27 protein-coding genes and 1 pseudogene are annotated in these 24407 nt (G+C 40.6%); 3 read left to right on the top strand and 25 right to left on the bottom strand.

Features of this window, described 5'->3' with window-relative positions; translation table 11 throughout:
* Position 1 precedes the first annotated feature (1 nt).
* From HMPREF9707_RS06425 to HMPREF9707_RS06395, 7 genes and pseudogenes are all read right to left on the bottom strand, one after another.
* Positions 2 to 352 carry an ArsR/SmtB family transcription factor gene (locus HMPREF9707_RS06425; RefSeq protein ID WP_006701894.1) on the bottom strand — a complete coding sequence of 117 codons (351 nt, stop codon included), beginning with the start codon at positions 350 to 352 and terminating at the stop codon, positions 2 to 4.
* Positions 353 to 870: 518 nt separating this feature from the next.
* The gene (locus HMPREF9707_RS08580) at positions 871 to 1788 is read right to left on the bottom strand and encodes a DMT family transporter (protein ID WP_198003488.1); all 918 of its coding nucleotides are present in this window, start codon (positions 1786 to 1788) and stop codon (positions 871 to 873) included.
* Positions 1789 to 1908: 120 nt separating this feature from the next.
* Positions 1909 to 2725: pseudogene (locus HMPREF9707_RS06415) on the bottom strand (ZIP family metal transporter).
* Between the two features lie 70 nt (positions 2726 to 2795).
* The gene (locus tag HMPREF9707_RS06410; RefSeq protein ID WP_006701890.1) at positions 2796 to 3551 is read right to left on the bottom strand and encodes an iron ABC transporter ATP-binding protein; all 756 of its coding nucleotides are present in this window, start codon (positions 3549 to 3551) and stop codon (positions 2796 to 2798) included.
* Positions 3548 to 4570: an iron chelate uptake ABC transporter family permease subunit gene (locus tag HMPREF9707_RS06405; RefSeq protein ID WP_006701889.1), complete on the bottom strand. Its 1023-nt coding sequence runs from the start codon at positions 4568 to 4570 to the stop codon at positions 3548 to 3550. Before HMPREF9707_RS06405 ends, HMPREF9707_RS06410 begins: the two co-directional genes overlap by 4 nt.
* Complete coding sequence (locus tag HMPREF9707_RS06400) at positions 4567 to 5556, bottom strand: ABC transporter permease (RefSeq protein ID WP_006701888.1); 990 nt, start codon at positions 5554 to 5556, stop codon at positions 4567 to 4569. Before HMPREF9707_RS06400 ends, HMPREF9707_RS06405 begins: the two co-directional genes overlap by 4 nt.
* A 120-nt stretch (positions 5557 to 5676) precedes the next feature.
* A complete protein-coding gene (locus tag HMPREF9707_RS06395; RefSeq protein WP_006701887.1) occupies positions 5677 to 6654 on the bottom strand; it encodes a siderophore ABC transporter substrate-binding protein in 978 nt (325 codons plus the stop codon).
* Between the two features lie 272 nt (positions 6655 to 6926).
* Between HMPREF9707_RS06395 and brnQ the strand changes: the two genes are divergently transcribed.
* Together brnQ and wrbA are read left to right on the top strand one after the other, a co-directional pair.
* Positions 6927 to 8240, top strand: coding sequence for a branched-chain amino acid transport system II carrier protein (gene brnQ / locus HMPREF9707_RS06390; protein ID WP_006701886.1), 1314 nt, complete (start codon positions 6927 to 6929; stop codon positions 8238 to 8240).
* A gap of 376 nt (positions 8241 to 8616) precedes the next feature.
* The gene (gene wrbA, locus HMPREF9707_RS06385; protein ID WP_006701885.1) at positions 8617 to 9225 is read left to right on the top strand and encodes an NAD(P)H:quinone oxidoreductase; all 609 of its coding nucleotides are present in this window, start codon (positions 8617 to 8619) and stop codon (positions 9223 to 9225) included.
* A gap of 408 nt (positions 9226 to 9633) precedes the next feature.
* Here the strand turns inward: wrbA and HMPREF9707_RS06380 are convergent, their stop codons facing one another.
* Positions 9634 to 10383: a class I SAM-dependent methyltransferase gene (locus HMPREF9707_RS06380; RefSeq protein WP_006701884.1), complete on the bottom strand. Its 750-nt coding sequence runs from the start codon at positions 10381 to 10383 to the stop codon at positions 9634 to 9636.
* A 158-nt stretch (positions 10384 to 10541) separates the two neighbouring features.
* Between HMPREF9707_RS06380 and HMPREF9707_RS06375 the strand changes: the two genes are divergently transcribed.
* Positions 10542 to 11480 carry an alpha/beta hydrolase gene (locus HMPREF9707_RS06375; RefSeq protein ID WP_006701883.1) on the top strand — a complete coding sequence of 313 codons (939 nt, stop codon included), beginning with the start codon at positions 10542 to 10544 and terminating at the stop codon, positions 11478 to 11480.
* Here HMPREF9707_RS06375 and HMPREF9707_RS06370 read toward each other — a convergent pair.
* From HMPREF9707_RS06370 to HMPREF9707_RS06290, 17 genes are all read right to left on the bottom strand, one after another.
* Complete coding sequence (locus HMPREF9707_RS06370) at positions 11477 to 11926, bottom strand: hypothetical protein (RefSeq protein ID WP_006701882.1); 450 nt, start codon at positions 11924 to 11926, stop codon at positions 11477 to 11479. The two genes, HMPREF9707_RS06375 and HMPREF9707_RS06370, sit on opposite strands and share 4 nt — an antisense overlap.
* 38 nt (positions 11927 to 11964) lie before the next feature.
* Positions 11965 to 12153 (bottom strand): type II toxin-antitoxin system YafQ family toxin, encoded by a 189-nt coding sequence (locus HMPREF9707_RS06365; protein ID WP_462936786.1) that lies wholly within the window; start codon positions 12151 to 12153, stop codon positions 11965 to 11967.
* 80 nt (positions 12154 to 12233) lie between these two features.
* Positions 12234 to 12506 carry a type II toxin-antitoxin system RelB/DinJ family antitoxin gene (locus HMPREF9707_RS06360; protein WP_006701881.1) on the bottom strand — a complete coding sequence of 91 codons (273 nt, stop codon included), beginning with the start codon at positions 12504 to 12506 and terminating at the stop codon, positions 12234 to 12236.
* 89 nt (positions 12507 to 12595) lie between these two features.
* Positions 12596 to 12997, bottom strand: coding sequence for an HIRAN domain-containing protein (locus HMPREF9707_RS06355; protein WP_006701880.1), 402 nt, complete (start codon positions 12995 to 12997; stop codon positions 12596 to 12598).
* Positions 12994 to 13800 carry a hypothetical protein gene (locus HMPREF9707_RS06350; protein WP_006701879.1) on the bottom strand — a complete coding sequence of 269 codons (807 nt, stop codon included), beginning with the start codon at positions 13798 to 13800 and terminating at the stop codon, positions 12994 to 12996. Before HMPREF9707_RS06350 ends, HMPREF9707_RS06355 begins: the two co-directional genes overlap by 4 nt.
* Before the next feature lie 157 nt (positions 13801 to 13957).
* Positions 13958 to 15127: a Fic family protein gene (locus HMPREF9707_RS06345; protein ID WP_006701878.1), complete on the bottom strand. Its 1170-nt coding sequence runs from the start codon at positions 15125 to 15127 to the stop codon at positions 13958 to 13960.
* Positions 15128 to 15353: 226 nt separating this feature from the next.
* Complete coding sequence (locus HMPREF9707_RS06340; protein ID WP_006701877.1) at positions 15354 to 16130, bottom strand: hypothetical protein; 777 nt, start codon at positions 16128 to 16130, stop codon at positions 15354 to 15356.
* 171 nt (positions 16131 to 16301) lie between these two features.
* Positions 16302 to 16523 carry a hypothetical protein gene (locus HMPREF9707_RS06335; protein ID WP_006701876.1) on the bottom strand — a complete coding sequence of 74 codons (222 nt, stop codon included), beginning with the start codon at positions 16521 to 16523 and terminating at the stop codon, positions 16302 to 16304.
* A gap of 67 nt (positions 16524 to 16590) precedes the next feature.
* Entirely contained in the window at positions 16591 to 17625 is a 1035-nt protein-coding gene (arsB, locus tag HMPREF9707_RS06330) for an ACR3 family arsenite efflux transporter (RefSeq protein ID WP_006701875.1), read from the bottom strand.
* A 1-nt stretch (position 17626) separates the two neighbouring features.
* Entirely contained in the window at positions 17627 to 18028 is a 402-nt protein-coding gene (locus HMPREF9707_RS06325; protein WP_006701874.1) for an arsenate reductase ArsC, read from the bottom strand.
* 18 nt (positions 18029 to 18046) lie between these two features.
* Complete coding sequence (locus tag HMPREF9707_RS06320) at positions 18047 to 18346, bottom strand: ArsR/SmtB family transcription factor (protein WP_006701873.1); 300 nt, start codon at positions 18344 to 18346, stop codon at positions 18047 to 18049.
* 357 nt (positions 18347 to 18703) lie between these two features.
* Positions 18704 to 19429 carry a hypothetical protein gene (locus HMPREF9707_RS06315; protein WP_006701872.1) on the bottom strand — a complete coding sequence of 242 codons (726 nt, stop codon included), beginning with the start codon at positions 19427 to 19429 and terminating at the stop codon, positions 18704 to 18706.
* A 274-nt stretch (positions 19430 to 19703) separates the two neighbouring features.
* Positions 19704 to 19976, bottom strand: coding sequence for a YkvA family protein (locus HMPREF9707_RS06310; RefSeq protein WP_006701871.1), 273 nt, complete (start codon positions 19974 to 19976; stop codon positions 19704 to 19706).
* A gap of 74 nt (positions 19977 to 20050) precedes the next feature.
* Entirely contained in the window at positions 20051 to 21103 is a 1053-nt protein-coding gene (locus tag HMPREF9707_RS08575; RefSeq protein ID WP_006701870.1) for a MupG family TIM beta-alpha barrel fold protein, read from the bottom strand.
* 50 nt (positions 21104 to 21153) lie between these two features.
* Positions 21154 to 22620, bottom strand: coding sequence for a PTS transporter subunit EIIC (locus HMPREF9707_RS06300; protein WP_006701869.1), 1467 nt, complete (start codon positions 22618 to 22620; stop codon positions 21154 to 21156).
* Positions 22621 to 22637: 17 nt separating this feature from the next.
* Entirely contained in the window at positions 22638 to 23534 is an 897-nt protein-coding gene (gene murQ / locus HMPREF9707_RS06295; protein WP_006701868.1) for an N-acetylmuramic acid 6-phosphate etherase, read from the bottom strand.
* Positions 23531 to 24388 carry a MurR/RpiR family transcriptional regulator gene (locus HMPREF9707_RS06290; RefSeq protein WP_006701867.1) on the bottom strand — a complete coding sequence of 286 codons (858 nt, stop codon included), beginning with the start codon at positions 24386 to 24388 and terminating at the stop codon, positions 23531 to 23533. The genes murQ and HMPREF9707_RS06290 overlap by 4 nt, the downstream gene beginning before the upstream one ends.
* Positions 24389 to 24407 lie beyond the last annotated feature (19 nt).

Below are 24407 nucleotides of genomic sequence, written 5' to 3'. Positions count from 1 at the left end.
CTTACTCATCACGATGCGCAAACCCGATATCTAGTATTTCCTTGACATGGTCATCAGCCAAAGAATAATAGACAATTTGGCCCTCTCGTCTCGACTTGACCAAATTAGCCAGTCGTAATCCCTTCAATTGATGAGAGATAGCGGACTTAGTCATCGACAAAACGACAGCCAGATCACATACACAAAGTTCGTTCTGCTCTAGCGCATACAATATCTTCACACGTGTCTTATCGGCAAACATTTTAAACAAATCAGCTAAATCAATATAATCATCTTCTGCTCTCATCTTGGATAAAGTATCGTGAACAACGGCTTCATGAATAGCATCGCTCTCACACATTGATTGATTCATAACATCACCTCGTTTTAATAGTTGAACAATTGTTCAACTATAATATAATGTATTTTTCCTATTTCGTCAATCATTAATTCGAGAATGCTAACAAGTCCTAATAACTCCTATCTGCGTTGTTATCCAAGAACGTATTGAAAGGCTGGATCTAGAGAATTAAATTTTAAATGAATGAGGAGATTGCTGAAAGTTGACAAAGGGCATTAGAATAACAAATAGTATTGGCTATCCGCAATCTCCGTGGACAAACGGACTGTACATTACCTCGTTGATTAGAAGTTATCAGTTATAAAGTATCCAAGCATCCCAACTAACACTCCATGTTGGAAGTTTTTGAATTGACAGAATATTGTCAGTTCCGGCGCACATTTCATTCGATCTTGATACATAATTTGTATTTGGTCATCTTGATTCACCTTATCAATTTCAACTCATTTATACCCTGCTTAGCAATAAAACAGCTGAACAACAAAAAATCCTGCTTGATATTATGATCAAACAGGATGGTAAATTAATTATTACGCTGACTTCGAACTCGACGGTTGCATATTCATTAATACGATCGAAGCAAGCATAATCGCGATGCCGATGAGACTAACGTAATTGAGCGCTTCTTTAAAGTAAAGCACGCCCACTAACGTCGCCACAATTACTTCAACCGACGCAACAATCTGCGCTTTAGATGCTTCAATCGGGTAAGTTAACCCATTAAGAAATAAAAAGTTTGAGATGGTACCAGGTAGTAACGCAAAGCTAATCGAATACCACCAATAAGTAGGTACCGTAAAAACTTGGGCATACTTCCACGGTTGAGCAAAAGGGATTGTCGTTAACAGTCCGAAAAAAGTCATATAGAAAGTCGAGGTCCAAGGGGGTGTATCATCTTCGCCAGCAAGGATACCAATAATTGTCATCAGTGCATACAAAATACCTGAAAGAATCCCTAGCAGCACGCCTAAGGCTGAAATTTCTAAAGCAGTGAGTCGTCCACCCGTCACCACTAAAATACAACCAATTAAATTGATACACAAAGCGATGAATTTCTCGAGAGTAATTTTCTCTTTAAATAAAATCGTTGACATAATCGATACAAAAAAAGGCGATAAATAAAGTAAAATAGTTCCCGTTGCCACACCCGTTAAGATCATGGCGCCGTCATAAGCCATTTTGAATAAACCTTTCGAAAATACCCCTAAGATTAACATCAATCCCAAACCGCGTCGGCTAAGTTTGAACCCTTGCCAGCCCGATTTAAACCAAACGATCACCCCTAAAATAATCGATGTGGTAAATAATGAACTGAATGTAACCATCGCATTGGACATCTCAAGTCGAGATAGATGGGTGATAAAAATACCACTAATCCCCCATAAAGCACCCGCAAGTAAAATATAAAGATAGCCGACCCGGGCTTGATTTTGATTTGATGAATGCAACATCATCCCTCCTGTAATCGATATTAAATGCTACTCTATTATAGCATAATCTGTCGTTAATTTTTGGCAGACAAAAAGCCCATACTCCCATGGGCTCATCGTCCGTCTTTTAAATACTACTTATCCGAGTGCCACGTCCAACGTCATCATCAAGGCAAAGCCAATAATTAATGCTAAGGTTGCTAAGTCCTCATTACCATTCGATTGCGACTCCGGAATTAATTCTTCAACACAAACGAAGATCATCGCACCGGCAGCAAAGGCTAAAGCATACGGTAAAATGACCGTAATTTCTGTAACCAACCAAGCCCCGATAATTGCCGCCACAATCTCAACTAGCGCACTCGCTTGACCTAAGTTAAAAGCATAACGATTGCTCTTACCATTGGCTCGAATCGGCATCGCTAAAGCCGCTCCTTCCGGGAAGTTTTGTAATGCGATTCCTAGCGTTAGTGACAATGCGCTCGCTAACGTTGCGGATGAAAGCCCCATTCCGGCCGCACCAAAGGCAACTCCGACCGACAATCCCTCAGGAATATTATGAATCGTAATCGCTAAGAATAATAATGTCGTTGATGATAATTGCGTTGGAACCCCTTCAGCTGTTTGTTGGTCCAAGTGCAAATGCGGGATAATCTTATCTAAAATACTTAAGAAAATTCCCCCAACCATAAAGCCTGTTATGGCAGGTACAAACGACCAAAAACCGTAGCCAGCTACTTCGGCATAATCAATCGAAGGGGCTAATAATGACCAGAAACTGGCTGCAATCAGCTATCATGACCCCCGCCGCAAAGCCATTCATAAAATCGAGCACTTTGCGATTGACTTCTCGCATAAAAAATACCAAGCTCGAACCTAGCGCTGTTACGAACCAAGTCATAACACCAGCCAGTCCCGCTTGAACAATCGGATTTAATCCGGCTAACCACTCCAACATCTTTTTCACTCCAATAAAGAAATTTATAACAATCCTATTCTACCACAGTTTCGCAATTATCAAACTGTCACGCATAAACCGCAATCGGACCAAATTCACTTTCAATCACTTGAATTTGTGTGCCATAAACATCTTGAAGACAGGCTGTCGTAATCACTTCTTTAGGTGTACCAGAATGAATGAGCTGACCTGATTGCATTGCATAAATATAATCAGCATAACGTGCCGCCATATTGATATCATGTAAGACTGCAATAATCGTCCGGTCAAACGACTTCACCACATAGCGTAAGTGTTGCATCATTTGAATTGAACTGGCAATATCTAGATTATTTAGCGGTTCATCTAACAAAATATAAGGAGTCTCTTGAGCTAACACCATCGCTACATAAGCCCGTTGACGTTGCCCACCCGACAACTGGTCTAAATATCGATCAGCTAGCGGAGATAGGTTGAGAAAGTCAATATAGCGGTCGATGATTTCATAATCCGATGGTGTTAAGCGCCCCTGACTATAGGGGAAGCGACCAAAAGCGACAAGCTGTTTAACCGTTAATCGTGTCATAAAATGATTTTCCTGACGTAAAATCGCGACTTGCGTCGCAAAGCGTGACTGGGCGTACTTTGATAGTGACTGCCCTTCAATCAAAATATCGCCTGCATCGGGTGTTAACAACCGACCTAACATCGTGAGTAACGTCGTCTTGCCCGCCCCATTCGGTCCGATCAGTGCTGTTAAGCTTTGACTCGGAATCTGAAAGTCAAGCGGCCCTATTTGCGTATGTGGATCATAATGCTTGACCAATTGTTGAATCTCGATCATGCCAGTCCTCCTTTCTTACTTCGAAAGAATGTCATTAAAAAACCAATACCACCCACTAATTCAATCACAATACTCACTACCCCTTGCGCGTGAAAGAGATGCGTTAAAATAAAATAAGCACCCGATAAAAAGGCAAAAGCCAAGACAATCGACATCATAAAAAGATAACGATGATCGTAACTCGGTACCCATTGATAACATAAGTTAGCCACTAAAAAGCCAAAAAAGGATAAGGGTCCCATCAATGCGGTTGAAATCGCCATTAATATCGTAATATAAATAAGCGTGCGCCGATTAATTTGTCCAGTGTTAATTCCTAGATTTTTAGCCGTGTCTTCCCCAAGCGAAAGGGCATTTAATTGTGAACTGAGCTTAAATAATCCCCACGTCGCCAACACCAAAAACGGCAGTGCTAACAGCAGTTGCTCCCCATCAGCGTGATTGACTGAGGCAAATAAACGCGCTTGTAAGATGTCAAATTCTGAAGGAGATAACACACGTCGCATAAAGGTCGCTAAAGAATTTAATCCCATCCCTAACATGACTCCCACCAGCAACATCACATCCATGCTGCCATATTTTCCTGTCAGTAATGTCTGATAAAGCAGTAAACTGACCATGACCATGATCACCAGTTGCATTATAAATAGAACGGTACTCGACATTTGAATTAACGACTGCACCCCTCCAAAAAATACGAGGACGGTATGAATCGCAATATAAAGCGATGGGAATCCCAGCAACGAGGGTGTCACCATCCGATTGTGACTTAAAGTCTGAAAGGCAATCGTGGAAATCGATTGGCAGAAAGCAACCACAATGATTGTTAGAACTGCCATGGCACGGCGTTTGATTACCGGATAAAATGAAGGAGAATCCATCGGAACGGGTTGTCTAAAACATAAAAGTCCCACAGAAAATAATATACCCAAGATGAGGATCCCACCCCATACTAACCAGAAACGCTGACGATCGCGCGAATGATTAAAAGCTGGAAAATAAGCTCCCGGTTGCATCATGCCCATCGCCTCCTTTGATACAGTAATAAGCCAATGAATGTAGCCGACCCGACGGTCCCCAAAATCACAGATACAGGTAATTCAAACGGCGCAATGAGCGTACGTGACAGCAAGTCACAGCTAAGCATCACGGCCATCCCTGAAAGCGACACCCATGGTAAATTCGAACGAATATGATCACCTAACAGTAGCGAAATCGTGTTCGGAACAATTAATCCGATAAACGGTAAATAACCTGCTACACTGGCAACAATCCCTACTGCAAATGACACCAAGATCGTACTAATCACTGTCACCCGCTGATAATTTACCCCTAGGTTGGTCGCAACTTCGGGACCCAGTCCAACAATCGTCAATCGATCAGCTAAATAATAGATCGCGACCACCATGACTAAAATCAACCACAAATACTCGTAGCGCCCTTGTTCAATTGAAGCAAAAGAGGCAGTAAACCAAATTTCAAGTGTATGACTTAAATTGAACGTTAGAGCCAGTAGCGTTGTTACCGCTGAAATGACAGCGCCGAGCATCATCCCAATTAATGGCAGTGTCAAACTTGATTTCAGGTGAATTTGGCGAACCAAGATAAAAAACAAGCTCGTTCCAATCATTGCAGCGACCATCGCAAAGGTCATACGTAAAAATAGCGAGGGCGAGGGTACCCCTATATAACAGAGAATCAGGCCTAACCCGGCCCATTCAATCGTACCCGTTGTTGTCGGTTCGACGAAGCGATTTTGACTGATCTGTTGCATCACGAGTCCAGACAGTGCCATCGCACTTCCACTCAACATCAAGGCTGCCGTCCTTGGAACCCGTGTAATCCACAGCATCTGCCACCCTTCCGGACGCGCCGTAAGATTATATGCCCCCGTTAACAGTGAAAGGACGGCTAATAAAATCACTAATCCGATCAGTAGCCCGAGACCCCATCTGCGAGGGTGCGTTTGATTTTTTCTTTCAGTTTGAGGATGTGCTGACTTCATCTAATCCCGCCTTTCATTTTATTTTCTCTAAACGATCGTTCACAATCCACCAACAGACTTCAAAAGTAAAAATAGCCAGCGACAACGTTCAAACGCTATCGCTGGTTTTTTATGCAGTGACTATTGGGCCATTGCATCGGCAATTAAATTAAATAATTTCGTAAAGGTTTGAATCGACTCATTCGTGTAAGTATCAGCCGGTGCGTAAACAATTTGCTGATTTTTAATCACCGTTGTATTCGCAAGTGCTTTAGAATTTTCAACCACATCTTGCGCAGGTTGCGCCGGTTGATCATCTTGACGAATCGCTGCATCCCGATCTAAAACCATCAACCAGTCGGGATTGCTTTCTGCGATGGCCTCAACCGAGATATCATCGCCTTTATGATCCGTTGAATCATTTTCGATTTCTAAAGCAGGATTCCAATCGAGAATCGAGTATAACGGTCCCCAGACACGTCCAATCTGAGGCGCTGCATAACCAAGATTACCGCCCGATACAACGAGACTCATCACGGTCTCATCAGCCGGATAGGCTGCTTTGGCCCGCTCAATGGAAGCTTCAAACTCTTGAATTAATTGGTCTGCTTCCGCTTGTTTATCAAAGATTTCTCCGAGTGTTCGGGTTGTTTCAATTAACCCTTCCGTCAAATTACGGCCTGGGTCCTCGCTCTCTTGGCTCACATCAATATCAAGGTTAATCACTGTTGCTTCAGGCACGAGAGCTTTAATCTCTTCGTAATAAGAAGCAAAACGTTGACCGACAATGACTAAATCGGGTTGTGCTGCTGCGATGACTTCTAAATTCGGTTCGCGGTGGTTCCCGACGTTAGCAATGTTATCATCACTGACAAAAGCACTCGCTGGGTACATTACATCTTTAGGTACCGCCACCGGTTGAATTCCCCATTGCTCGAGTGTTTCAAAGGTTCGATTATCGAGCGCTACGACTTTTTGGGGATTTTTCGGAACGGTCACTTCCCCAGTCGCATCGGTAATCGTCACAGTATCATTTTCCGCAGCGATATTTGTAGGATTCATCGCGCCCGCAATTAACAATAAAGTTAATAGTAAAAATTTAAATTGCTTCTTGAACATGTTATTGGCTCCTTCCAAAGCTTTCTAAATATGTAAAATGATTGTCTCACTTTGGTTAGTTTAACAGATAAAAAAGTGTAAAACTACCATAGCGAGAAAACAAGAATCATTACAAAAACCTCATTAGATTCATTCAAAATAGGCATAATTTTTCGGAGAGGCGGCGTCTAATTATTAGTAAATGATTAAAATTAAATAATAATTCACTTATTTTTATCCGTTAACTATGGTAAGATAGGGACAAATCATTTTACAGAACAGGTGGAAGACTTATGACGCATATTAAACCGAAAGACATTTTAATTACAGGACTGGCTCTTTTTGCCATCTTCTTTGGCGCAGGCAATTTAATTTTTCCACCTTATCTCGGTGTCCTTAGCGGACAAGCGTGGTGGAAAGCCATCGGGGGCTTTTTAGCATCGGACCCTTTCTTCCCTGTTTTGGGCGTACTCGTGACGATTCAACTCGGTGGACAGACCCATGACCTCGGCAAACGAATCCATCCGAAATTCGGCATGATCTTAGCCGGAATTGCGATCTTGTTAATCGGCCCACTCTTTTCGGTGCCGCGAACCGGTGCTACCACCCACGAAATTTTCGTTCATCAAGTATTCCCAAGCGTCCCAATCTGGGTGACCAGTTTAATTTTCTTTAGTTTAACTGCTTATTTAGCTTTAAATCCAAAGAAAGTCGTCGAACATATTGGGAAGTATTTAACACCGAGTATTTTGATGATTATCTTTATTTTAGTGGTGGTGATTTTGTTCAACCCGACTGAGACAATTGCTGCTAACCGATTACCACATCCTTTTGCCCATGGTTTTAAAGAAGGTTACCAAACAATGGATGCATTGGGTGCTTCGTTGATGGCAAGCATTGTGATGAATGAACTCAAACAACGTGGCTATGCCTCCGGTCGCCAACAAATTAAGGCTGGAAGCCTGGTAGGACTGGTTGCTTTTATCTTGTTGGCAGTGGTCTATATTGCTCTCGCCTACGCTGGTTCTCAAATTTCAACCCACTACGGCTTTGAACATGGGCGAACCGAAGTATTTAATGGGATGATTCTCTTAATTCTCGGGCAATGGGGACATTTGTTAATGGGAATTTGCGTGGCACTTGCCTGTTTGACGACTGCGATCGGACTCACTTCCGCTTGCAGTAATTTCTTCCACGAAGCATCTGGAGGTCGCTGGTCTTATCAAGTGATTTGCATTATTTGCGTCATTACGGAGTTCATTATCTCGCTGATTGGGACGCAACAAATTATTGGCATTGCCTCGTCCGTTCTTAACATCATTTATCCGATGGTTATGATCCTCATTATTTGGTCACTCTTTGACCGAAAAATTCGCTATGACGCGACGTACACTGGCGGTGTGATTGCGGCTGGTCTCATTGGACTGGTTCAAGTTCTCGCTAGCACCGGCCCGGCTTTGACTAAAACTTGGGCCGCCCCGATCGCCGATTGGACGACTCAGTTACCGCTCAGCCAATTCGGCCTCGAGTGGTTGCTCCCTGCTATTTGCTTGTCCGCTGTCTTTACCTTGTTTGCCTGGCAACGTGACAAAGTTAGTTTGACTTAAGCTTGTTCTCAGCCACCTTTACCTGATGCACTTAAGTGTAGCAGCGAGGGGGGCTTTTTGAGTGAAACAGATTGTAGGACTGAGAAAGTTACGAGAATGGAGCAACGGTTCTCGTATTCTCCAGCGAAAGTTACGAGAATGAGACGACGGTTCTACTAATCTAACTCAACGAGGTCTAAACCACCGATACTCACTCATCACCAAAAAATCTCTGATGCAGGCGCTATGCCTACTATCAGAGGTTTCGTTACTTTCTTATACGAATATTTTCGCCAGTCAACTGCATAATCGAATGCTTGAGCAAAAAATTTGATATTTGTTACAAATTTCAGTTAATATATTTTCATATGTCAAATATAAAGGAGACGATGATTTAATGAAATTACTTATCTTATACTACAGCTCATACGGTACAAACGCTGAACTAGCACGCCTAGCTGCTGAAGCTGGCGAAGCAAAAGGCGCAGAAGTACGTGTTCGTAAAGTTACCGAATTAGCACCTGATGCTGCGATTGACTCGCAACCAGCTTGGAGACAACATGTCGATGCAACTTCACATATTCCTGTTGCGACTGCAGAAGATGTGGAGTGGAGCGAAGCGATTATCTTCAGCTTCCCAACTCGTTTCGGAGTCATGGCATCCCAAATGAAACAATTTATCGATACGCTCGGCGGACTTTGGGCACAAGGTAAAACAGTTAATAAAGTCGTTACGGCCTTTACTAGCACTAATACTACCCACGGTGGTCAAGAGATAACCGTACAATCACTCTACACTCAAATGATGCACTGGGGTGCTGTGATTGTTACACCCGGATTCACAAGCGAAGCCATCTCAACACTAGGAAATCCATACGGTATTTCTGTCACAACAAGCTCAGACGAATCTGGCGCCTTCTTCCAAGAAGATCACGATACGGTTAAACAAGCTGTACAAGATATGGTACACCGCCTACTCGATATTACCGAAAAAATTAACGCGTAATAAAATCTGGTAAGCACTGATAAATACGAGAACCAGCAACTCATTCTCACAACTTTCGCTCGAGAATACGAGAACCAGCAACCCATTCTCACAACTTTCGTTCGAGAATGCGAGAATCGAGGCCTGTTCTACTAAAATACACAGAAAATTTGTACAACAGGTGCCGCGTTCTACAAATACTCACATTGAGTTTGTACAACAAACGACTTGTTCTACAAAAACTCACACAAAGTTTGTACAACAAACGACCCATTCTACTAAAACTCGCACAAAGTTTGTACAACAGACGACCCATTCTACTAAAACTCGCAAAATATTATTCGAACCGAGGACACATACTGCAGAAATCGGTTCAACCAAACAACAAAACCGGTGCCAAACCCATGGCACCGGTCTTTTGCTTTTTTCTTAATTAACGGGAACGATCACTGCGGAATATGATAAGCAGTCGGTCAATGACGCTTGTGGATGGTATTGCATTGTCTCGTAGTCCATCCTTCCCTCTGGATAGAACGCTACTACTTCAAAGCCAGCTCGCTTAACGAGTTGCTCAAAGTCTTCTGGCAAGTAACATTTCAATCGTTGAGTGTACGCTACCTCAGAACCTTCTCGCTTCCAAATATCGATCATTTCATGCGCGGCTTCATCAAAGCGATAGTGATGCGACACATCCTCAACTAACGGTAACGTAACCCCATCTGCTTTCCGCCAATGATTCGGATTATAGACCTCAATATACGCTTTCCCCTCTGGAGTAAGCCATTCCTTAATCTTTTCCAACAACTTCAATTGATCGGCATCCTCACCAATCCCAAATCCATCTAAATAATAGACTAAGTTAAATTGCGACGCCGCATCAAATTGGTAAAAATCCTCTCTAAAAAAATTCACCTCTGCTGCGTACTTCGCTTTGTTTTCCAGCGCAATCTGGTGAACTGTCGGCTCGAAATCAATGGCTGTTACCTCAACACCTAACTTACTTAAATTAATCGCAGCCAATCCTACGCCACAGCCTAACTCCAAGGCCGAATTTGGACGCTCACCGATTCGTTCTAGCATTGTATCTACTGTTGGTTGATAATCTTCCAACAATAATTCCCGATACGCTGCTTGTAACATCTTTTGCGTTCCACAGTAAAATGCTTGATTCTCTTGCATACTCACTACCTCCTCTTGAACAATAGTACCTTGCTTTATCTTAGCAAAATAACCTCAACAATACGAACATCGACTTACTTTACATAATCTTTACTTGAGATACTACCCTATATTCTTTAAAATTAATTTAATCGAATGATTAAAACAAGGGGGTAGCCATGCGACGCAAAATTACTAAAATCATACTATGGATTGTTGGATTACTTGTTGTTCTCGCTATCGGCTTGACACTTTTTATCGGCCAACAAGTCTTCGAAGGCTACACCAATGCGGTTTCTAGAGAAGATACCTTAACCTATGCGGAAACATATCTTGAAAAATTCGACAATTTTGTTAAAGACAAAAATTTCCAAAAAGTTGAATTTCCATCCAGTAAGTACGACCACCAAATCCCAGCCATTTTAATTAAAGAAGACCAAAACAAAGATATCGCTGTCCTTGTCCATGGAATGGGCGGGACGAGCCGTTCTCTAACGGATGTGATGGGCGTTTTTCTTGATCTCGGATATAACGTGCTCGCCATTGACCAACGCTATTCAGGCGATAACCTCGCCCCTTATAATACTTTCGGGGTGCTTGAATCCTATGATATTTTAGATGCGATTGATTATGCGAAAGATGAAATGTCTGAGGAAGGCAAGCTCGTATTGTGGGGTGAATCTTACGGAGGGGCCAGTGCCGCTATCGCTGCCGGCCGGAACGAGGAATCCATTGATTACTTAATTCTTGAATCTCCCGTAGCCGATTCAAACGAGTTACTCGATCAAGAACTTTATGATATTGAAGCCCAACAAAAAATCCCTGCAAATTATATGAAATTCGCAGGAAATCTTTACACAATGCTGAAATTACATTTTTCATTTAAAGATATTGATGCGTCGGATTACCTCAAAAATATCACCATTCCAGTACTTATTACGAACGCAGATCAAGATACTCTGACACCACCTCATATGGGAGAGGCACTCTTTGAAGCTATTCCACACGAGAAAAAACAACTGTACACTGCTAAAGGATTCAAACATGCCGTCTTCCCACGTGAAGATACCGCCACCTATCGTCAAATCGTCAGTCAGTTTCTACAGCAATATCCTTAGCCCAAAAATTTGAAATCGTTCAGCTCATTCCATAAAACTTCCCAATCTGCTTGAGCATATCTTTGTTTATACTCATCACCGTGCGCTTTAACTTTAAGCTCGAGGTCATGGGTATTTTTTATTGGAGTTGATTCCAATAACGTTACCTCTTGCCATGAGATTTTTCTTAATAATGGTGTCGTTCCCATGAAAACAATAATCCCGTCTGGCCCTGCCCCTTGAAAAAACGCCATGGAATATACCAATAGCATCGAACTGACAGCGATTGTATAGCCCATCACCGTCGAACTCCAATGATACGCCATCATTAAAGCAACCATCGAAAAGCTACCCACCACTCCCCATACGAGAGATGATTGCTTGACTTGACATGTAACTTTTCGCTTCAAATGAACATTATAAGCAAACCCCAATAAAAACATCGCCAATACGATTATTTGAATCACAGTTGCCTCCTTGATTTAGCAAAAGTTAGAAATACCATTTATTTAAATAAATCTGAATGAGATCCCGTTCTTACTAATGATAATACAAGTATCTTTTCAAATTTCTCATAGATAAGAAGAAAATCTGGCTCGATATGGCATTCTCTCGTTCCTTTATAGTTTCCAATCAGTTGGTGATCTTTATATTTTTCATCTAGTATTTCATCATTCGCTAACTTTTCAATCACTTCAAAACAGTTTATCGATATTTTTTCCTTGTTTTTTAGCTAGCTTTAAATCCTTCTTAAAGCGACTCGTAAATTTAATTTTATACTTCAAGAGCAGACCTCAAATCATCGATGTTGTCATAAGAAACAGCACTATTATCCTTAGCAATCTCTCTAGCCTCCTCCATCGCTTTGAGGGTTTCTTGATTTGGAACATTCAGTTTTAAATCAAAAGGAATGCCACACTCTCTAATACTTGCTCTTAAAAACATATTTACTGCAGTCGTCATATTAATACCTAATCTTGAATAAATTTTTTCTGCTGCTTCTTTTACTTCTCTATCTGTCCTAATATTTAAATTAGTCGTTGCCATCCCTATCACTCCTTCGACTTAATTATACTTACGAAAGCAATACGTTGTCAATACAATAGGATCGCATACGACGTATTTTTATTACTTCCCTAACTCTCATGCAAATAAATTTGAATACTGATCTTTACCCAATTACCCCGCTCTTCTTTTTCAATCACTTTCGCGAACAAAACTTTCCCAGAGTCCATCAGCCTTGAGAAAATAACATTATCTTGCCGTGGCACGTAGCCAATCTTCTCTTGCTTCAACGTTTCGATTCGTATCGCTTGCGAGTCGTATTCATTCTCGGGTTCACGATAAAATACTAATCTGTCGCCTACTTGAAGTTGACCTGCAATCGCATCAATTCCTTCAATATGCGCAGTGCCCGCCACATACGTATCAAATAAATAAATATCCCGCTCAAAAGGCTTCGGTATTTCAATCCCTGTCTCACTATTTAATAGATAGCGGAATAAATCACCTTGGTTTCTATTTATCAAATCACTCATGTCGCATCCCTCATTAACTGCTCAATATATTCTTCTTGAATCCGTATTGCCTGTTTAAATTCTTCAATATCCTGCTTTAACTCGTCTAACTTCTCGGTTTTTTTCGTCTCATCGGTTAGATAAATACTCCAAATGTAAGGCGGGGTAGTTTGTATCTGTTCAATTTCATTTTGAATTTGACTCACTAACCCTTCAAGTCGTTCAACTTCTTCATGCAACGATTTACCTTTTAAAGTCGCTTCACTCTCCATCCCATCACTACATACAATCTCAAATATAAGTTGGATCGTTTGAAGATCTCCGTCCTTATAAGCATCCGTCGCATGATAAAACATTTCTTTTTCTGCTTCAGTAATATTCGGATTAAGATCCGGATGCAATTTCTTTACGATACTCCGGTAACTTTTTTTGAGTTGGGCTGCTTGGTCTTCAGACAACGCATCCGCCTTCGAGCGTGCTAGAGCCTGGTTAATTTCCTCAATCTTTTCATTCAGTTGCTGTTGATACGCTTCAAACTCTTCATCAAGCTGAAGCTCAATTATTTTCATATTAATTTTCTCTTGTCGATTTATCTTCGCTTGAATCAACTCTCTTTTTCGCCGCAAACGCAAATACTTGCAGTAAGATTGATACAGTTCATATTCAAGGCTCCCGAAAATCAGCATGTATTCCATTTGGATATTCTCACAAATAATGTATTGCAGATGATTTTTCTCAAAAATTAGTTCTTCCAACGTTTGCTTTAACGCTTCTACTCTCTCCCGCGCTTTCTTATCATCTGGGAACTCAATAATCTGTCCCATCCCGCTCCCCCTTCCTGTCCACTTCACTTTGCTTCCTCAAATAAATTATATCAAAATAAGAGACACAGAACGATGCCACTTTAACAAGCGCAGTCCTATGTCTCTATTTTCTTTATAGACTGAGGTAAAACTACCACATACACTTCCCACCTATTTATTATACCCCTTCAATTTCTGCCCCTTCATTTAAAATATCCAAGTAGTCTTGATAGGCAAACACTTTAGAACGTCGTTGTGTAGAAATGTTCTTTAAAATATCTAAATCACAAAGCCGTTGAATGGCTGTACTTGCTGTATTATAAGCGACGCCCATCGCTTCAGCCGTCTGTGTGATATTAACAACTGGATGCGTCAACAAATAATGGTATAGCTCTAACACCGTTTCTAAGCTTCGTGGGGTAAAATCCTGATTTTTAATCAATTGAATCGCTTCTTCCTTTAATTGAATTAATCGATCTGCCGTTTCAATGCAAGACCTAGCAGAGATCACCGTTCCTTGAATAAAAAATCTTACCCATTGCTCAAAGTCTCCAGTTTCTCTTACTGCCGTCATTCTGTCATAATACTCCACTCGATTCTGCTTCAAATAATAAGATAGGTATAAGGCGGGTGTCTGAATAACTTCCTGTTCCAGTAAATAAAGAATGATTAACAAACGACCAATGCGTCCATTTCCATCTAAGAAAGGATGAATCGTTTCAAATTGATAATGAATCAGCGCTGCTTTGATTAAGGGATCATAGCCATTTTCGGTATTTAAATAATCCTCTAACTGATGAAGACTCATCGTCATATCTTCAACATTAGGCGGAATATAGCGGGCAGTTTTTAGGCTTGAACCCGTCCCTCCAATCCAATTCTGACTCCTCCTAAACTCTCCTGGATTTTTCTCTTTCCCACGAACATCTGATAATAGCATTTTATGCGTATTCAATAAAAGACGATTACACAAAGGTAACTTACTTAGCTGGTCAATCGCATAATGAGTAGCTTGAACGTAATTCACGACTTGACTGACATCTTCATTGATATGCTTGTCTATTTCTGAATGAAACAGGTCTTCAAGTGTCGCTTGTGTCCCTTCGATTTGCGACGAAAGAAGTGCTTCCTTCTGAACATACATGGAAATAAATAAATCCATATCTAGTAAATGAGTAGCCCGATCATCAAGGACCGCTAATAGTCGGTGAGCTTCCACGACAAGGTTAAGCAAAACATCATCCAGTTGAATCGGTGGTTCTGGTGGCAAGGGGTTGGGTTTAAATGAATAAAAAGTAGAATCCCCAGATAAATTAGGGATAAACGTTCCAGCTCGATCTTTAGTCATCTCCAAACCTCCTGTTTTTGAAATAATAAAGTTATTTTACCATTGTTATTTCAAAAAGTTAACAGTTTTTGAAATAAGACGCGTAAATATAGACGATTTATTTCAATTTGACTTTACTTCTTTAGATATTCTCTGCCTCCCAGCGTGCTCGAGACCGCAAAATTAGCTATATAAAAATACAAAAAACATCATAAAGGAAACAGCATTTCCTCTATGATGCTTGATACTATTGAACAGCGTTGAAAGTTAAGTTCAACACAGCTTCTCCTGACCCTTCTGCCCCCGTAAAGGGTTCTAGTGAGATTTGAACTTGCAGTTGATCCTCTGCTCTCGTTAACTTGAATGGGATGTATTCTAACAAGTGTTCTATAAAGGTTAAATCAGGGTCCGTCAGATTATCAGTCTTAAAAATTTCAAAGATTTCTTGGACCATCTCTCGATTACAGGAAAGATAGATCATTCCATCTTTTTCCTCTAATTGATCCATCACAAGTGTGATTAAGGCCTTTTCTTCTGGTGAAAACTCCTCTTTGTCCAATTTGGCGGTCAGTTTCATCAAGTCCACTAGATCCTCCAAAGAGCTAACTTCAATTGAGCTATCGCCTAATTCAGCATTCACTACTTGATAGAGCTTCTCCGCGTTGGCCGCGAGATTCAATTCATACTGATCCAGATTCAATTTATATTGATCTGGTATTTCTGTCTCTGCAAGTCCGGTCTTGAAAGTGATTTTCTCTATTGGAAAATCATCACTTACATCTTCAGTACTCATATCCAATTCAATCTCACCCTGGTCGGAAAGAATGAGACGACTCTCCCCGCCTGACTTAAGAAAATTCATTTCCTCTCCAATAAATTTTTCCAGTTGATACGCGAACTCATTATTATCAATTTGATATTCTCCCGCTAAATCGGTTAAGCTCTGAGCTGAAACGCTTTGAAAAACCACAAAAAAGGTAAGTGACAATGTCACAACAAATCTCCATAATCGCTTGAGGTGCATCTTTATCTTCCTCCTACTAGTGTGTTTTAAAGTTATCATATCATGATAATGTCAATAAATTATTAAATTCTAGGTAAAGATTATGTAAATATTAGGTAAAGCGACATAAAATAAGATTCTATATGGTAAGCTGACCTTTAAAAATCAAAACAGTATTTTCATGATTTTATACTACTTAAAAACCATCAGATAAATCCAGCCCAACAAACACACGCCACCAAGGATTAACTCAACCCTCCCAACTTTATCAGCATCGGCTGCGGTCTTTCGACCTGCTTTAAAGGCCGATTCAAACCCATTAATCAAATGGTATTGCTTTTTGAAATAAATCAAATAACCAAAGGTCAAGAACGCCAATCCTACGATCAACAAGATTATTTTTAAAAGTGTCATATAGTATCCCTTCTATATCCCTTTGGCAAGTTCATTCACTAACTTGTCCAAGTCCTAACTTTTCTATTTATTGAAATTTATTTTCCATTGCATTCGCTACTCTAACTAGAAATAACATGACTGGCACTTCTACTAAAACACCCACGACCGTTACAAGCGTAGCTCCTGATGATAACCCAAATAATGAAATAGCCACTGCCACTGCCAATTCAAAGAAATTAGAAGCGCCGATCATCGCACATGGCGCAGCGATCGAGTATGGTAATTTCGCAAAGTGTGCCATCGCAAACGTAATTGCAAATATCAATAAGGTTTGAATGATCAGCGGGATTGAAATAAGCACGATATTCGCAGGTTGTTCTATAATTCGGTAACCTTGGAAAGAAAAAATAATAATCAACGTCAATAACAACCCAACCATGGTGTATTTATCAAATTTAGGAATAAAAACCTTCTCTAAGTAGTCTTCACTGTATTTAGAGATAATATGCCTTCGCGTCAAAATACTAACAACAAGTGGGACTACAATAAATAATATTACAGATAAGAATAACGTCTTCCATGGAATATGAATATTACTCATATTCAGTAAAAAACTAACAATTGGGATATACGCCACCAGAATAATTAAGTCATTCGATGCCACTTGAACGAGCGTATATGCGCTATCCCCATTCGTTAACTTACTCCATACAAAGACCATTGCCGTACAAGGAGCAGCACCTAATAAGACCGCACCTGCTAAATATTCCGTCGCCAAATCCACGCCCCATAAACGACCATAAATAATGAAAAAGAATAAATATGCGATAAGATACATCGATAGAGGTTTAATAATCCAATTGGCAATCCAAGTGATAAATAATCCTTTTGGATTATCCTTAATTCTTTTAATACTACTAAAATTAATTTTTAGCATCATCGGATAAATCATAATCCATAATAAAATGGTCGTTGGAATCGATACATTATAAAATTCAAATTTCGATAATGTATCTGGGATCACCGGTAGAAATTTCCCAATGAGAACCCCGATTATCATACAGATCAAAACCCATAATGTTAGATTTCTTTCAAAAAAACTGATCTCTTTATTTTTCATTTTAGCACTCCTTTACTTTATCAATAAAATCTAAGACTTTCCGCTCAATAAGCTGGATTACTTCAATAAATTCCTCATCTGATTTACCGGTTGGATCAGCTAACCCCCAATCTTCACTTTCATACTTGTAAGGTAGAATTGGACAGGTCACATTGCACCCCATCGTCACCAAATAGTCGACCGCCGGAATTTGAGTGATTAGCTTCGGTGCTTGAGTCTGTTCCATATCGATTTGATGTAAATCTTTCATCAATCTCACAGCATCTTGATTGATCTGGGATTTTAATTCTGTTCCAGCAGAATATACATCAAACCATTCACTACCATGTTTTTTCATCAGTGCTTCAGCAATTTGACTTCGACAGGAATTATGAACACAAATAAAAGCGACTTTCTTTTTCATAGATTTTCTTCCTTTTTATCATTTACAAATACAATCCGTTTTCGTTGTTGTAATCATTTCAAGGAATGATTTTAATTCATTAAATGTCACATCGTTTAATGTATAGCGCATCCAAGAACCATCTTTTCGTGCATGCACCAGCTCATGCTTCGCGAGTAAGTTCATATGATAACTTAGTGTCGATTGGGAGATACTTAATTTTTCTAAAATATCACATGCACACATCTCACCGCACGAGAGCATATCAATAATTTTTAAGCGCGTTTCTTCAGCAATGACTTTTAACAGTTTCGCCGAATTTCGATAATCATTATCCATCCTCTCACTCCTTCGATTCAATTGATCATATCGATACTTATCGATGTGATTTATAGTTTACTCTTCATATCGATAGCTGTCAATGTCTTTTGCCAGATTCTATGCTATATCCCCTGTATAAAGCAAGCAAAATAAAAAAGTTAGGTATTTCACCTAACTTCGTTCGTTGTGATACAAATCAAATCAAATTTCTTCTAATCTAACTGATCCAAATCTAGCACTTGGTCATATTGACTAAGATTACTTGAATCTCTGTGCGTAATATTGATTAAGCAAATAATTTTCGATTCGATGGTAATTTTCTTTATCTAAGGCTGATAATGATTCATCTAATTGATTGATTTAAATAAGATGGCGTTAATTCCCACTACTCTCATAGATCCAAGTATCAAAGGTCACTGTACTAGCAACATTGAACAGATTTTTTAAGGTCATCGCTACCCAATCGGTATTATCTGCTTCAAAAATAATCGACGGGTAAACCTCAAAGAGCATATTCACAACCGTTAATACGAAACGAGCAAATGTGTTTTCATCGATCGAACTGACATAAGCTATTTCATCATCTTCTACGAAGGCAGCGTGTTGGATTATATCGTTATCCTTGGAATAGAGAACTTCATCAGGTATTAACTCGATAAATTCTTCAAAGGGTGAAGTTAAAGGGTTAATCGCCTCATGAGTTACTTTATAGTATTCAAAAAGCATCTCACAACAAGATAGATAGTCAGCATCACCACGATTTGCTTTGAGTATCTTTATCTCTTGAAAAGGTTCGGTTACAAACAAATCATCCTTTTCAACTTCTAATTCATAACACACTCTCACCTTTTTAAAGCCTTGTTCCTTTAGGAAATTAGCTTTCTGAGTTTCAGAAGAAGCAATCATTGCTTGTAGCGGGCACTTCTGCTCGTCCGCGATTGATTGTAAAATCGAAGGATCAATAATCTTTTCATGATCATTCAAATCAAATCGAATATAACAATTCCTCAAATGATATTGATTGCGGTAGGTTTTGATTGTAGCTAATCGCCTTCCGTTTTCCTCTATCTGATACCTATTATTTTGTTTTGATTCATTCATATAATGATAGTCTCCTCTAAACAAGTGGATGGTGAATGTAAAATCAAATAAAAGCTATAGAAGCGACTGAGTCAACAGTAAGTATATCACAACGAGCCATAAATTATCTTATAAATCCATAAATTACGATTGTAGAACTTGTGTAACTCACTTATGGAATTCGATATGTGAGTTAGAGCACTCCTACGCGAGTGTTAATAATTCAAAAAGACTACAAAAAAATGCGAATCGTCCTCACATTTTAAGGACAATTCGCGGGGTAGACTTGATTATTTTATTGTACATTGGCAGTTGACTGCATCATCATTTTTTCTTCATGATGATCAAGAAGTTTCATCGCGAAGGATGTTAAGAGTGCGATTACTGCGGCATCATCCATTAGACCTACGATGCCTAAGAAGCCAGGTAACAAATCAATGGGCACGATTGTATAGATCAGCGCAAGCCCAACGATTAATTTAATGGAAATCGGGGTATCCTTCTTAAATAAAGCTCGGATGAACTTGCCAATGGACATACGTGTGCTTTTATTCATTAATTGAGTCATCGTAAACCACCTTTCCTATTACTAACCCTATTATACGATGCCCTGCTCCCTAAGTTATCAGTCTCAAGTCTGAATTATTGTCGAATGAATCTTAGCTTCGTATCTCGCTGGAGACTCGCTAACAATGGGATATATTCCTCATCAACTCGCCCAATAACATTAACTCTTGAATCAGCTGGAAGCGCTGTATTCAGAATCTGTAATTCCCCAGCGTAACGCTCATATCCGTCATTATCCAAGGTAATATCCCCAGTTCTGCGACCTGTCACCAGATGGTTCCGTGGGAGAGTCCAATCGTCTTTCGGCTTGTAATCTCGGGATTCCACGAGCCTAAAGATGTCCTTTGGTGAGTCCGTCCGAATGGTGAAGGTCTGGTTGAGAATCTCTTGATAATCATCGTCGACTTCAATTGGAATACTAACGATATTTGTTTCGATAAAGTCTTTGATTAGCTTCAACTGAACATCATCGATTCGATAGTCTCCGATGAAAATCGCTTGAATGCCGTATATGCGCACCAACTCGACAAATTGGATATAAGGTAAGAGATTGCGGTGGTGCTCTAAGGTCGGAAGTCCTTCATAGATAGGCCCTCGTTGTGCCAGATTACTTGCAATGAAGGCAATGGGCTCCTGCCCTAACTCACGAATCGCTAGGTTCATAGCTTCAAAATAATCGGCATCATTGCCAGTCTCAGGTCTTGGATAGAAGTTATGCATGAAGTAATAATTCTGAGTCAATTGATGTTGCTGGATTTCATTGAATAAAGCTTGCTGAGAAGCATTAAAGGTGATATCTGGTTGAGTGGTCATATTCAAGACATCTTCTACCTCAAAACCAAAGTCTAACCGAATATTCTGAATGCCAAACTTGTCCACTAGAGCGTCTAAGGAATCCAGCTCTAGCATCGTTAACGTCCTTGGTGATATATCGACGATGAGATAGAAGTCTCGATCTTTGAACCAAGTCAACATCTCCTCGGCTTGCTTGGCATAGTCTGGATTCATCTCCTCAGGAATATGCAAGGATGTGAAGACGGGTACATGTTGGCCGGTGAATTGAGCGTACCAATCCTTATATTCATTAAATTTGCTGACATAGGAACTTATACCTAATTTGTGTAACATGCTATCCTCCTAAAAATAGGCCGTGAAGCGAACTCCACGACCTTGATTGTTTAATCTAATAATTCTAAATCGCTTGGCTTCATGAAAAGACGGGTCATAATAAATCCACCAATATAAGCAATGACTAAACCGATGAAGTAATGAATCATCTTATCTGGGAACATGAGCGGAATCGCTACCAGTCCTGAAGGACCCCATGCAGTGGATTGAACACCCATTAACATGACATAGGCACCACCGAATCCTGCCCCTAATCCTGCTGTAATAAATGGCTTACCAAGCGGTAAAGTTACCCCGTAAATCAATGGTTCACCAACACCGAGGAATCCTGCTGGAAGTGCACCGGTAATAATTTTTTGAAGTCTCTGATTGTTACGTTTACGTGCATAGAGATAGATCGCAATCGCTGCCCCTACTTGACCAGCTCCTGCCATCGCCAAGACTGGGAAGAGGCTAACACCGCCTAGATTCTCCAATTGGATAGCATAGATTGGGATTAAGCCATGGTGTAATCCGAGTAAGACCATTGGTAGAAAGACTGCTGATAAGATATAGCCTGATAGAACAGAAATAATTGGATTAGATGATCCGATAAAGAGATTCAAGAAGTTAACTAAAATATCAGATACATATCCAGAAACCGGCATAATAACCATAACCATTAATAATCCTGTAATCAATAAGGTCACGAATGGCGTGACAATTAAATCCAGGACATCTGGCGTATGTTTGCGAACAATCTTCTCTATCTTAGATAAGACCCATACACCGATGATAACCCCAATAATCCCACCCTTACCTGTCGTTAAGATAGAATTAAGTGGTTGATCTGCATTATAGAGACCAAGGAGTGTTGCGAAGTCAATTAAGGGTGCTGCGATGGACATCGCACCGACCATACCTCCGAGAGCTTCAGTCGCACCGAATTGCTTAGCTGAGTTGACCCCAGTGTAGATTGCAAAGTATCCAAGGAAGGAAGTCCCTAGGAGTGAGAAGAGAATTCGTGTACCTTCCCAGAAATTACCCGCAACAACCTCTTGCGCGATGAGTTGACCAATTAAGGTACTCAAGCCTGAGAACAGACCCGCTGCAATAATTGCTGGAATCATCGGAATAAAGATATTCGCAATCAATTCAAGTCCTCGTCTAAGTGGACTCTGCTTACGGCTTTGTTTTACCGACTCCTTATTACCTTGCCAATCCGCAGTGACACCAGTGCTTTCATTCACATTGGTGGCCATCGGATCGTCTTGAGGATTCAACCCTCGATTCAATTGATGCGTCTCGATTAACTCATCGGTGACCTTCTTAGCCGTCCCTGGGCCTAAGACAATTTGGAGTGTCTCGGCTTCAACGACACCTAAGACTCGATCCGTATTCTTTAACTTCTCCATGTCGACCTTGCTATTATCCTTAAGTTTTACTCTCATCCGCGTCATACAGTTAGTAACGTTGTCAATATTCTCTGCGCCTCCGATTGCCGTAAGAATATTTTGAATCAAAGCTTGATTTGACATTATTTATTCCTCCAATTCTATTTGTTAATTAAATTATGAATCTTACCGTGAGCATCTGATAGAGATTTAGTGGCGACCTCTAAATCTTGATTGAGTAAAATCATGACGATTGCTTTCTTTACATCCCCATCACTTTCCTTTAACTTCGCAACTGCAAGTGCTTCACTGACACCTGTCGCATCCATGACAATCGTTACTGCACGATGACGTAATTTCTCATTGGAAGTCTGGACATCCACCATAAGATTCTGATAGACCTTACCGATTCTGACCATCGCCATGGTCGAAATCATATTGATAATCAATTTCTGGGCCGTACCTGACTTGAGACGGGTTGATCCTGTGAGGATTTCCGGTCCGACCTCCGCTTCGATTGCTATATCTGCAACCTTGCCTATCTTAGAATCCTGATTGTTGGCAATCGCAACGGTGTGAGCACCTATTGACTGAGCATATTCTAAGGCGCCGATGACATAGGGGGTCCTACCTGATGCGGCAATCCCGATGACTGTGTCTTTGGACGAGAGATTAATCGTCTCAAGGTCTCGTTGACCTTGCAAGCCATCGTCCTCAGCCCCTTCAATCGGATTCCGAATAGCCTCTTCGCCACCAGCAATGACTCCTACAACCATATCTGGACTCACGCCGAACGTCGGAGGTGCTTCAGAGGCATCTAGGACACCTAGACGTCCACTGGTCCCTGCCCCGATATAGATGAGTCGACCACCCTGCTCGAAGGAATCAACTACACTATCGATTGCTTGAGCAATCTCAGGGAGCAGTCCGGAGATGACCTCTGGTACCTTACGATCTTCTTCATTGAAGATTCTCAAGGCTTCCAGAGTCGGTAATTGATCTAGATTCATACTCGCTGGATTACGCTGTTCTGTTGTATACTTGGGTTCTTCTTTCAAATTCTATCCCCTCCTTCACTTAACTTATTTATTCTTGTTCGCTCTAAGATCTCTATCGAATCTTCACTCCGACTCAGATAAGTCTGGAAGATGACATCGATGTAGTTCAGTTGCATGAGCCTCGAGACCGTCGCAGCACTTCGCAAGGGTAACTCATTGGACGGTATAAATAAATTGACATCAGCTAGATTGGCTATCGTCGAATTGTCTTGATTGGTCAAGGTAATAATCTTGGCGCCATTGGACTTGGCCGCTCGAGTAACCTCAACCATCTCCTCTGTCTCTCCAGAATAAGAAATCGTAAAAGCCAAATCACCCCTCTTCATATTCCGCGCAACTAAGAGTTGGGAGTGCCAGTCTTGATTGACCATCGCCATCTTATTACCCCGGATGAACTTCATCTGAGCATCCATGGCCACAATCAGTGAGGCACCCATTCCAAAGAATGACAAATTATTGGATGCTTCAATCAGCTCAACGGTCTTTAAGATACTTTCTTCACTCATCAATTGCTTGAGCTCTTCCATACCTAGAATGTTGCGGGAAATCATTCCATCCATAATCTCTTCAATAGTTGAATTCTTCGCGAAATCAATCACCCTACCCTCGAGATAGGTGTTGCGGGAGGCTTGTTCGTAGATTACAGCTTTCTGAAAATCACTATACCCCTTAAATCCAAGCTTCTTGCATAAGCGACTAATTGAAGCGGGCGAAGCAAAAGTCTGTTCGGCAAGCTGATAAATTGTTAATTCCGGCATAGAATCAAGGGATGAAAGGATATAATCGATGATTACCTTCTCCGTCTGTGTCGCCTCGATGTGATGCTCTCGAAGTCGAACAGATAAAATTGACACGACACCACCTCTCTTATTA

This window comes from Falseniella ignava CCUG 37419, from assembly GCF_000301055.1.
Classification (GTDB): domain Bacteria; phylum Bacillota; class Bacilli; order Lactobacillales; family Aerococcaceae; genus Falseniella; species Falseniella ignava.
The sequence above is the reverse complement of the archived record's forward strand: the minus strand, read 5'-3'. Positions and strand labels throughout refer to the sequence as shown.